Genomic DNA, 10,548 nt, shown 5'->3' with positions numbered 1-10,548 from the left:
TGCCAGATCCAAAAGATCCAAGCAAACCAGGTCAACCAGTAGAACCAGGTAAGGAACTTCCAAACCTTCCAACAAACCCAGGTGATGACACACCAATCATCTACGTTCCAATTGTACCAGTAACTCCAGAGAAACCAGTAACTCCAGAGAAACCAGTGACTCCAGAGAAACCAGTAACTCCAGAGAAACCAGTAACTCCAGAGAAACCAGTAACTCCAGAGAAACCAGTAGCTCCAGAGAAACCAACCTCTGCTAAAGAAAATACTCCTCAGTTGCCAAATACTGGTACTGAAGATCATACTAGCTTAGCAGCACTTGGACTTCTTGGAGTAATGAGTGGATTTGGACTTGTAGTTCGTAAGAAAAAAGAAGATTAGAATAAATATTTAATCCTATTGAAATTACTTTGGACTAGATGATCGAGTCTATAGCATTAAGAGGGCAAACATTTTAAGAATGTTTGTCTTCTTTTTATATAATGGATTGAACCTAGAATAGTACGCGCCAAATTACCCAAAATGTGTTTTAGCCAGATTTATCGGCATTAGTCTAGCTTTTATCAATGGAAAATGTTATAATAGGCTGTATTTAAAAAAATTTTAAGGAGAAATGACAGAATGTCTGTATCATTTGAAAACAAAGAAACAAACCGTGGTGTCTTGACTTTCACTATCTCTCAAGACCAAATCAAACCAGAATTGGATCGTGTATTTAACTCAGTAAAGAAATCTCTTAACGTTCCTGGTTTCCGTAAAGGTCATCTTCCACGTCCTATCTTCGACAAAAAATTTGGTGAAGAGTCACTTTACCAAGACGTTATGAACGCTCTTTTGCCAAACGCTTATGAAGCAGCTGTAAAAGAAGCTGGTCTTGAAGTCGTTGCACAACCAAAAATTGACGTAACTTCAATGGAAAAAGGTCAAGATTGGGTTATCACTGCTGAAGTTGTTACAAAACCTGAAGTTAAATTGGGTGACTACAAAAACCTTGAAGTATCAGTTGATGTAGAAAAAGAAGTAACTGATGCTGATGTTGAAGAACGTATCGAACGTGAACGCAACAACTTGGCTGAATTGGTGATCAAAGAAGCTGCTGCTGAAAACGGCGACACTGTTGTTATCGACTTTGTTGGTTCTATTGACGGTGTTGAATTTGACGGTGGAAAAGGTGAAAACTTCTCACTTGGACTTGGTTCAGGTCAATTCATCCCTGGTTTCGAAGACCAATTGGTTGGACACTCAGCTGGTGAAACTGTTGATGTTATCGTAACATTCCCAGAAGACTACCAAGCAGAAGACCTTGCCGGTAAAGAAGCTAAATTCGTGACAACTATCCACGAAGTAAAAGCTAAAGAAGTTCCAGCTCTTGACGATGAACTTGCAAAAGATATCGACGAAGAAGTTGAAACACTTGCTGAATTGAAAGAAAAATACCGCAACGAATTGGCTGCTGCTAAAGAAGAAGCATACAAGGATGCAGTTGAAGGTGCAGCAATCGATAAAGCAGTTGAAAATGCTGAAATCGTAGAACTTCCAGAAGAAATGATCCACGAAGAAGTTCACCGTTCAGTAAATGAATTCCTTGGAAACTTGCAACGTCAAGGTATTAACCCTGACATGTACTTCCAAATCACTGGAACTACTCAAGAAGACCTTCACAAACAATACGAAGCAGAAGCTGAGTCACGTACGAAGACTAACCTTGTTATCGAAGCAGTTGCGAAAGCTGAAGGATTTGACGCTACTGACGAAGAAATCCAAAAAGAAATCGAGCAATTGGCTGCAGATTACAACATGGAAGTTGCTCAAGTACAAAACTTGCTTTCAGCTGATATGTTGAAACACGATATCACAATCAAAAAAGCTGTTGAATTGATCACAAGCACTGCAACAGTAAAATAATCTGAAAAGATAAAAGCCCACCGGATTCGGTGGGTTTTCTTATACTTTATTTTCCGAAAAATTCTTGTAGGTCTTCTTGGCTAATCCCAATCATAGCTGGGATACTAGTCCAGTTTTCTTCGGTTAGAATATAGGATTGTTCAGTGTATGTTGAGATGGCAGTATCGGTTGCAAGTTGGTTTGTTTCCTCTGCATTCTCCATTAGGTCAGCGAAACGTTCAATTAGATAGGTCTTGCGTGCTGTCCCGATGTGCTTGGTTGCATAGTCAAAGGCCTGTATTTCGCCTAGTAAAATCAGTTTACTTTTGGCCCGAGTGATAGCAGTGTAGATGAGATTGCGCTCCAGCATGCGTTTGCTAGCACTAGTAATCGGAAGAATCACAACAGGAAACTCGCTACCCTGAGACTTATGGATACTCATGGCATAGGCTAAGCGAATCTTGTACCATTCATTTCGAGGATAGGAAACCTCGTTCCCATCAAAGTCGATGACAATTTCATCTTGCTTGGATTCGGTGTATTTTCCTGGAATCAAGTCTGTGATATAGCCTAAGTCTCCGTTAAAGACATTGACCTCTGCATCGTTGACTAGGTGAATGACCTTATCTCCTGTTCGATAGTGGTACTGAGGAGCTTCAAAGCTAAGCTGGTCTTTTTGTGGAGGATTAAGGAGGTCTTGCATGAGCTGGTTGATGGCATCAATACCAGCAGTTCCACGGTACATAGGGGCAAGAACCTGAATATCACGAGCAGGGATGCCACTTCTGATAGCAGCACCTAGGATTTTTTCAATGCTAGCAGGGATATGGTTACTAGCGATTTCAAAGTAGGAGCGATCTGCTTTTTTCTGGGTGAAGTCTGCAGGCAATATTCCCTGACGAATCTGACTGGCAAGCGTGACGATGGTTGATTCTTCGCTCTGACGGTAGATTCGTTCCAAACGTGTTTGAGGAATACTTGAAATCTGGAGCAAGTCAGCCAAGACTTGACCAGGACTAACCGATGGCAGCTGGTCGCTATCACCAACGATAAGGATTTTACTGTTAGAGGAGATGTTGGAAAAGAGCTGGTTGGCTAGCCAAGTATCTACCATAGAAAACTCATCTACAATGATAAAGTCAGCATCCAGATAATCTTCCAGATGGCTGGTGTCGTCATCTCCAGTCATACCCAAATGGCGGTGAATGGTAGCACTAGGTAGACCTGTTAGCTCATTCATGCGACGGGCTGCGCGACCAGTGGGAGCGGCTAGGAGAATGGGCAAATTGCTCTTTCTCTTGAGGTCTAGTCCTTCTAAGAGAGCATAGACAGCGATAATGCCGTTGATAACAGTGGTCTTACCTGTACCAGGCCCACCTGTAAGGATAAAGACCTTGTTTTGGATAGCATCGCAGATGGCCTGTTTTTGAATACTATCATACTCAATTCCCAGTTCTTCCTCAACAGTTGTGATATGGTCTTGAATAGTCTCTAGATCCTGTTTTTTACTCTGTCCTTTTTCGAGGATTCTGATGAGTTGGCTGCGAATCCCTTCTTCTGCAAAAAAGAGGCTATTATCAAAGATTTTGGTATCAATCTGCTGGACCTTATCTTCTTCAATCAGATAAGCAAGTTCTTGGGCAACTTGACTCGGATCTAGTTCGACTGGACGGGAGGATTCTAGAAGATTAAGGGTTTGCTCCAACAAGTCTCTAGCTTCCATATAGGTATCTCCCGTTTCCATGCAACCTTGAAAGAGGCTATGAACGAGCCCAGCACGGAAGCGTTCGGGAGCTTGACTCTCAATCCCCAGTTCTTGGGCCAGTTGGTCAGCGATGGTAAAGCCCAAACCCTTGATATCCTCAACCAGTTGATAGGGATAGTTCTCGACAATCTCTAGCGTTTCTTCCTTGTAAAAATCTTGGATCTGAAAGGCTAGTTTATTTGGGATGCCGTAATTAGCCAGTTTGGCTAAGACCATCTCTGTTCCGTAATTAAGACGAAGAGTTGAGACAAAGGCCTCACGGTTTTTAGCAGAGAGTCCAGAGATAGACTGGAGTTTGTCTGGATTTTCTAAGATTTTGTCAATAGTGTTATCTCCGTAAATATCCACAATTTTCTGTGCTGTTTTGAGTCCAATTCCCTTAAAATGGCTGCTGGAGAAATACTTGACCAAGCCCTTACTAGTCGGCTTGGCTCTCTCATAGCGAGTCATTTGTAGCTGTTCCCCATACTTGGAGTGTTGGACAATTTGTCCCCAAAAGGTGTATTCCTCTCCTTCAATGATATCAGCCATAGTACCTGTGACAATGATTTCATAATCATCAAAGTCTTCAGCATTGGTATCCTCAATATCTAGGAGTAAAATACGGAAAAAATTGCTGACATTTTCAAAAATAATGCGTTCAATGGTGCCTGAAAAATAAACTTCCATAAAATTCCTTACAATAGTGTCTGAGAAAATTTATCCCAGATTTAGTCAAAATAGAATGAGAAGAGGCTGAGATGGGAAATTCTCGGCCTCTTCCTAGTTTTTAAAATGTTCCGATACGCTTGAGTGGCCAAAAGCGGAATTTGGCTTCACCAGTGATATCTTTTGCCTTAAAGGTACCAACATGTCGACTGTCGCTAGATACCAGACGGTCATCACCAAGTAGGAGGTATTCTCCTTCTGGAACAGTGAAGGTGAAGCTAGTGTTGTAATTAACATCTAGGGTAAAGGCTTGAGCCTTTTGGGCAATGGTTCTAAAGTATTCTCCCTTTTTACCATCCCAACCAGTTCCAGTATAAGTGCTTTGGAGTTTATCTTCCTTGAAACGCTTAAGGTATTCTGCTAAATAGGGCTCATCAGTTTCTTGACCATTGATATAGAGCTTGTCGCTTTCGTAACGGATAGTATCTCCTGGCATACCAATGACCCGTTTAACGATATCCTTGTTCCCATCGTCTTCATGAGCAACCACAATATCAAAACGATTGATTGGGAGATGTTTAACCACAAAGAGGACTTCTCCATCTGCCAAGGTAGGATCCATTGAATGTCCTTCTACACTGACATTCCTCCAGAGAAAGAGACGACTAAGGGCGATAAGAGTGATAATGAGGATAAAACTCCACTCTTTTAAAAACGATTTAAAATATTTCATAATTTACCTTTCTAGCAGTTTTTTTGCTTTTTCAGTATTTTTAAAATGAAGTTTGGCGCAGAAGTTAAGTCCCTGCATACCATAAGCTTGAAGGATTTGGCTAGCTACCTTATCAGAAGCTGTCCCAGCCCCGCTTGGAAGTTGGTAGCCAAGTTCTCCACCCAGATTTTCTAAATTTTCCAGAAATAGATCACGCGCAATGATAGAACTTACTGCGACAGCCAAGTACTTACCTTCGGCTTTTTCCTCCAGACTGACTGGATTAGAAAAATGATTGGCTTCCTTTTTTAAGTACTTCTCATAGTTTTGAGCACTCGTAAAAGCATCGATCACAATCTTTTCTGGCTGGACTCCCTTTTGGAGGAGGAGAAAAATTGCTTGATTGTGCAGGGCTACCTTTACGGAAACGGCATTGTAGCGCTCCCCAATGACTTCATTATACTTACTGGGAGAAAGAAGTAGCGCTTGGTGCTGGATTCTCTCCTTAAGCAGAGGTGCAAGCTGACGAATCTTTTGGTCAGTCAGAGTCTTAGAATCCCCTACACCTAGTTTTCGTAGGAAGTCATGCTGGTCAGGTGTTACAAAGGATGCTACAACAGCGAGACCACCAAAGTAGGAACCATTTCCCACCTCATCTGTCCCAAGCAAGGGGAAATTTTGTCCGCTAGTTCCTTGACTGACTTGATAACCAAAAAAGCTGGCGTAGTTTTCAGCCATTTCTCCCTGAAGTAAGACTTTTCCAGAAGTGTAGATGGAAACACTTGCCTGCGGAAGTTTCAAAAAGTAGCGAATATAAGGATTTTTACTAGGAGTCAGTGCTTGTTCATATTGCTGAACAAAGGTTTGGATTTCCTTTTCACTAGGGGTTAATGTAATACTTGCCATAGTTCTTATTGTACCATAAAAGCCGTAGAATTGGTAAAAACTGACAAACTTAGTGAAATTTGGTATAATATCGTGAGGTGAATTTTATGGCAAATTTAAATCGATACAAGTTTACATTCGGAAAAAAAACATTGACCCTAACAACTGAGCATGACAACCTCTTTATGGAGGAAATTGCCAAGGTCGCAACAGAAAAATATGAAGCAATTAAAGAGCAGATGCCTGGAGCGGATGATGAGACAATCGCTATTTTATTAGCAGTCAATAGCTTGTCGACCCAACTCAGCCGTGAGATTGAATTTGATGATAAGGAACAAGAATTAGACGCCCTCCGTCATCAAGTTGTAGCGACTAAACAAGAGCAGAGTAAGATTGAGGACTCACTATGATTTCCATCTTTCTTTTATTGGTTCTGGCTTGGAGTTTTTATATCGGCTATCGCAGAGGCTTGGTCCTACAAGCCTATTATCTCCTAGCTACAATCGTCTCAGCTTATTTTGCGGGGAATTTTTATCAGTCATTGGGAGAAACATTTCACTTGTTGATTCCGTATGCCAATCCCCAGGAAGGGCAGGGTACCTTTTTCTTCCCATCTGACCAGCTCTTCCAATTGGACAAGGTCTTTTACGCAGGTATTGGCTATCTCTTAGCCTTTACCGTATTTTACTGCATCGGTCGTTTGATTGGACTCTTTTTTAACCTAGTACCAACCAAAAAGTTTGGTGGGAAATATTTTCGCATCGGTGCGGGAGTCTTATCAGTTGGAGTGACCTTATTTGTCCTTCAGATGATGCTGACCATCCTTGCGACTGTGCCTCTAGCAATCGTTCAAAATTCACTTGAAAACAGTTTTGTAGCTAAACATATTATCCAGAGTGTTCCCATCACTACTCATATGATTAAACAACTCTGGGTAACCAAAATAATCGGATAAAAAGGGCGGGAACTATTCCTAGCCTTTTGTTTACAATCTCATACTCTTCGGAAATCTCTTCAAACCACGTCAGCTTCGCCTTGGATTATATATGTGACTGACTTCGTCAGTCTTATCTACAACCTCAAAGCAGTGCTTTGAGCAACCTACGGCTAGCTTCCTAGTTTGCTCTCTGATTTTCATTGAGTATCAATAGTTTAGGAGCCTTTTTGAAAAGAGTGAGAATTTGAAAAATTCGTTCGCTCATTACGAAGGAAAAGAAAATGAATAAAAAAATACTAGAAACATTAGAATTTAATAAGGTCAAGGCTTTATTTGAGCCCCATCTTTTGACGGAGCAAGGATTAGAGCAGTTGAAAGAACTTGCTCCGACTGATAAAGGAGACAAGATTAGACAAGCTTTTGCAGAGATGAAGGAAATGCAAGAACTCTTTGTCGAGCATCCTCATTTCAGCATTTCTGCAACAAAAGATATTGCAGCGACCTCCAAACGTTTGGAAATGGGTGCTGATCTCAACATCGAGGAATTTCTTCTACTCAAACGTGTCATCTTTGCCAGTCGTGAATTGCAGAATTTTTATGACAATCTTGAAAATGTACGTTTGGATCACCTGGCAAGTTGGTTTGAGAAACTTCATGATTTTCCACATTTACAGGGAAATCTACAAGCCATCAACGAAGCTGGATTTATTGAGAACTTTGCTAGCGAGGATTTGGCACGAATCCGTCGAAAAATCCATGATAGTGAAAGTCAAGTCCGTGATGTCTTGCAAGACCTTCTCAAACAAAAAGCTCAGATGCTGACAGAAGGTATCATCGCAAGTAGAAATGGTCGCCAAGTTCTTCCAGTTAAGAATACCTATCGTAACAAGATTGCTGGTGTAGTACATGATATTTCTGCCAGTGGGAACACTGTTTATATCGAACCTCGTGAAGTGGTCAAGTTGAGTGAGGAAATAGCCAGTCTTCGTGCAGATGAACGCTATGAGATGATGCGTATCCTCCAAGAACTCTCTGAACGAGTAAGACCACACGCAGCTGAAATTGCTAATGATGCTTGGATTATCGGACATTTGGACCTGATTCGGGCTAAGGTTCGCTTTATCCAAGAGACGGAGGCAGTAGTACCTCAAGTGTCTGAGGGACAGGAGATTCAACTTCTTCACGTTCGTCATCCTCTTGTAAAAAATGCAGTCGCAAATGATGTGCACTTTGGAAAAGAATTAACAGCTATCGTCATCACGGGTCCTAATACAGGTGGTAAGACCATTATGCTCAAGACCTTAGGTTTGACTCAGTTGATGGCCCAGTCTGGTCTACCAATTTTAGCTGATAAGGGTAGTCGTGTAGGGATTTTCGAGGAGGTCTTTGCGGATATTGGAGACGAACAGTCCATCGAACAAAGTCTCTCAACCTTCTCTAGTCATATGACTAACATCGTCGATATTCTTGGTAAAGTTAACCAAAACTCGCTCTTGTTACTAGATGAGCTTGGTGCTGGTACAGATCCTCAAGAAGGAGCAGCCCTTGCTATGTCTATCTTAGAAGACTTGCGTCTGCGTCAGGTCAAGACTATGGCAACTACGCACTATCCTGAACTAAAGGCCTACGGGATTGAAACGGCCTATGTTCAAAATGCTAGTATGGAGTTTGATACAGCTAGCCTGCGCCCAACTTATCGCTTTATGCAGGGTGTACCTGGTCGAAGTAATGCTTTTGAGATTGCTAAACGTCTAGGATTGTCAGATGTCATCGTAGGCGATGCCAGCAAGCAGATTAACCAAGACAATGATGTCAATCGGATCATTGAGCAATTGGAAGAACAAACACTTGAAAGCCGGAAACGTCTTGAAAATATCCGCCAAGTCGAGCAAGAAAACCTCAAGATGAACCGTGCCCTTAAAAAACTTTATAACGAGCTCAATCGTGAGAAAGAAACTGAACTCAATAAGGCGCGAGAACAAGCTGCTGAGATTGTTGACTTAGCACTAGCTGAGAGTGATGATATTTTAAAAAATCTTCACAGTAAATCTCAACTAAAACCACATGAGATTATCGAAGCCAAGGCTAAGCTCAAGAAGTTAGCCCCTGAAAAAGTTGACCTTTCTAAAAACAAGGTTCTTCAGAAGGCCAAGAAAAAACGAGCTCCAAAAGTTGGAGATGATATTATCGTTTTAAGCTATGGTCAACGTGGTACCTTGACCAATCAACTCAAGGATGGTCGTTGGGAGGCTCAGGTTGGCTTGATTAAGATGACACTTGAGGAAAAAGAGTTTGACTTGGTACAAGCTCAGCAAGAAGCACCAGTCAAGAAAAAACAAGTCAACGTCGTCAAACGTGCTGCTGGCAAAGGTCCACAAGCTCGACTAGACCTTCGTGGCAAACGCTACGAGGAAGCTATGGAAGCCTTGGATGCCTTTATAGACCAAGCCCTACTCAACAATATGGCCCAAGTTGATGTCATTCATGGTATCGGTACAGGGGTCATCCGTGAAGGTGTAACTAAATACTTACAAAGAAACAAACAAGTCAAGAGCTTTGGCTATGCACCACAAAATGCAGGTGGATCTGGCGCAACCATTGTAACCTTTAAGGGATAAAACAAAAATAATGAAAATTTGATCCTAGATAAACTACCTCTACCTGCAAGATAATCTGTTACAGTCTTTTCTTTTAACTCTGAACTATATTTCTTCCAGCTATGACGCTCCTTGAGCCCTTCTACACCATCTGTTTGATACTTACGAATCCAATTTCTGATTGTGTCACCATTTACTCCAAATGCTTTGGTCAAAATAGATATTGACTTCCCTTGTTCAAGGTAAAGATGAACAACTTCTAACTTCTCCTCCACTGATTTCGGACCTCTTTTTGCCATACGAAAACTCCCCCTGTAGTTTCTAGTGAAATTTTGTTTTTTCACTGTCCACTATAAGGGGAGTATATCAATGAACAAGACCCAGAAAAAGTAGCTTTATTTCTTAAAAAATTTAATAGTTTAAAGCACTTAGCACCTGTTTATATTGATGAAACAAAAAAGATTTATATTGAGAGTTCAAACTATCATCGTACCGAAAACATGATTCATTCTGTTCAAGCAGGAATTATAAAATCTGTTTCTTACCAATGATTTTTTGCTAAAACAGTAATAAATCAAGGAATTTACTTTTCTATTCTCAAAATTTTATGATACAATAATGGTATGATTTTAATGAAACTTGCTTCCATCTTGCTTTTGGTACTAACCTTAGCTCTGGCGATTATTTTAAGCAGACTCTTTAAGTTAAAGAAAAGGGGCATCAATGCTGCTGATTTAGCTTTTCCTTTTCTAATTTTTGAATATTATTTGATAACGGCTAAGATGTTTATACATAATCAACTTCCCGTATTGGGAACGGCCTTATCAATACTAGCAATTGTGTTAGTCTTTTTCTTCTTAAACAAAAGACGTAGTTTTTATTATCCAAAATTTATTAAATTCTTTTGGCGAGCTGGATTTTTACTAACACTGCTCATCTATATCATCATGATTGTTCAAATTTTCATGATGAAATAGTCAGCTATTATAGTCAATTGAAACAAGGACAGGACAAAAGAGCCTCGAAAAAAGTATTGCAACTTGGCAATACCTTTTTGAGATGCTTTTTAATATGAGCCCATGTTTTCTCAATAGGATTGTACTCAGGTGAGTAGGGAGGAAGAG

10 protein-coding genes and 1 pseudogene are annotated in these 10,548 nt (G+C 40.7%); 6 read left to right on the top strand and 5 right to left on the bottom strand.

Annotated features, from left to right (window positions below; genetic code table 11):
* Together RQ973_RS09125 and tig are read left to right on the top strand one after the other, a co-directional pair.
* The coding region (locus RQ973_RS09125) for an LPXTG cell wall anchor domain-containing protein (RefSeq protein ID WP_311523759.1) at positions 1–377 on the top strand (377 nt) is incomplete at its 5' end.
* A 240-nt stretch (positions 378–617) separates the two neighbouring features.
* Positions 618–1,901: a trigger factor gene (gene tig / locus RQ973_RS09120; RefSeq protein ID WP_153225633.1), complete on the top strand. Its 1,284-nt coding sequence runs from the start codon at positions 618–620 to the stop codon at positions 1,899–1,901.
* A gap of 46 nt (positions 1,902–1,947) precedes the next feature.
* Here tig and RQ973_RS09115 read toward each other — a convergent pair whose 3' ends face one another.
* The 3 genes from RQ973_RS09115 to rnhC form a co-directional block, all read right to left on the bottom strand.
* A complete protein-coding gene (locus tag RQ973_RS09115) occupies positions 1,948–4,314 on the bottom strand; it encodes an ATP-dependent RecD-like DNA helicase (RefSeq protein WP_311523758.1) in 2,367 nt (788 codons plus the stop codon).
* 100 nt (positions 4,315–4,414) lie between these two features.
* On the bottom strand, positions 4,415–5,026 hold the full coding sequence (gene lepB / locus RQ973_RS09110) for a signal peptidase I (RefSeq protein ID WP_075231822.1): 612 nt from the start codon (positions 5,024–5,026) through the stop codon (positions 4,415–4,417).
* A 3-nt stretch (positions 5,027–5,029) separates the two neighbouring features.
* Positions 5,030–5,911: a ribonuclease HIII gene (rnhC, locus tag RQ973_RS09105; protein ID WP_311523756.1), complete on the bottom strand. Its 882-nt coding sequence runs from the start codon at positions 5,909–5,911 to the stop codon at positions 5,030–5,032.
* Positions 5,912–5,997: 86 nt separating this feature from the next.
* On the opposite strand from rnhC, the gene zapA reads away from it, so the two are divergent.
* From zapA to RQ973_RS09090, 3 genes are all read left to right on the top strand, one after another.
* On the top strand, positions 5,998–6,300 hold the full coding sequence (gene zapA, locus RQ973_RS09100) for a cell division protein ZapA (RefSeq protein ID WP_049503020.1): 303 nt from the start codon (positions 5,998–6,000) through the stop codon (positions 6,298–6,300).
* Positions 6,297–6,845 carry a CvpA family protein gene (locus RQ973_RS09095; RefSeq protein WP_311523755.1) on the top strand — a complete coding sequence of 183 codons (549 nt, stop codon included), beginning with the start codon at positions 6,297–6,299 and terminating at the stop codon, positions 6,843–6,845. Before zapA ends, RQ973_RS09095 begins: the two co-directional genes overlap by 4 nt.
* 263 nt (positions 6,846–7,108) lie before the next feature.
* Positions 7,109–9,445 carry an endonuclease MutS2 gene (locus tag RQ973_RS09090; protein ID WP_311523754.1) on the top strand — a complete coding sequence of 779 codons (2,337 nt, stop codon included), beginning with the start codon at positions 7,109–7,111 and terminating at the stop codon, positions 9,443–9,445.
* A 29-nt stretch (positions 9,446–9,474) separates the two neighbouring features.
* Here RQ973_RS09090 and RQ973_RS09085 read toward each other — a convergent pair.
* Positions 9,475–9,723: pseudogene (locus RQ973_RS09085) on the bottom strand (transposase); the annotation flags it as partial.
* 324 nt (positions 9,724–10,047) lie between these two features.
* Between RQ973_RS09085 and RQ973_RS09080 the strand changes: the two are divergent.
* Positions 10,048–10,401 carry a DUF3397 domain-containing protein gene (locus tag RQ973_RS09080; protein WP_311523753.1) on the top strand — a complete coding sequence of 118 codons (354 nt, stop codon included), beginning with the start codon at positions 10,048–10,050 and terminating at the stop codon, positions 10,399–10,401.
* Positions 10,402–10,414: 13 nt separating this feature from the next.
* Here the strand turns inward: RQ973_RS09080 and RQ973_RS09075 are convergent.
* A partial coding sequence (locus RQ973_RS09075) for a transposase (RefSeq protein ID WP_311523761.1) occupies positions 10,415–10,548 on the bottom strand: 134 nt, incomplete at its 5' end.

It is taken from the genome of uncultured Streptococcus sp. (assembly GCF_963511325.1).
Classification (GTDB): Bacteria; Bacillota; Bacilli; order Lactobacillales; family Streptococcaceae; genus Streptococcus.
This window is presented reverse-complemented; position numbering and strand designations above follow the sequence as displayed.

Bases quoted from the DNA above. Each gene is read 5' to 3' on its own strand.
- tig (WP_153225633.1), top strand. From the start codon at position 618: ATGTCTGTATCATTTGAAAACAAAGAAACAAACCGTGGTGTCTTGACT.
- RQ973_RS09115 (WP_311523758.1), bottom strand. From the start codon at position 4,314: ATGGAAGTTTATTTTTCAGGCACCATTGAACGCATTATTTTTGAAAAT.
- lepB (WP_075231822.1), bottom strand. From the start codon at position 5,026: ATGAAATATTTTAAATCGTTTTTAAAAGAGTGGAGTTTTATCCTCATT.
- rnhC (WP_311523756.1), bottom strand. From the start codon at position 5,911: ATGGCAAGTATTACATTAACCCCTAGTGAAAAGGAAATCCAAACCTTT.
- zapA (WP_049503020.1), top strand. From the start codon at position 5,998: ATGGCAAATTTAAATCGATACAAGTTTACATTCGGAAAAAAAACATTG.
- RQ973_RS09095 (WP_311523755.1), top strand. From the start codon at position 6,297: ATGATTTCCATCTTTCTTTTATTGGTTCTGGCTTGGAGTTTTTATATC.
- RQ973_RS09090 (WP_311523754.1), top strand. From the start codon at position 7,109: ATGAATAAAAAAATACTAGAAACATTAGAATTTAATAAGGTCAAGGCT.
- RQ973_RS09080 (WP_311523753.1), top strand. From the start codon at position 10,048: ATGATTTTAATGAAACTTGCTTCCATCTTGCTTTTGGTACTAACCTTA.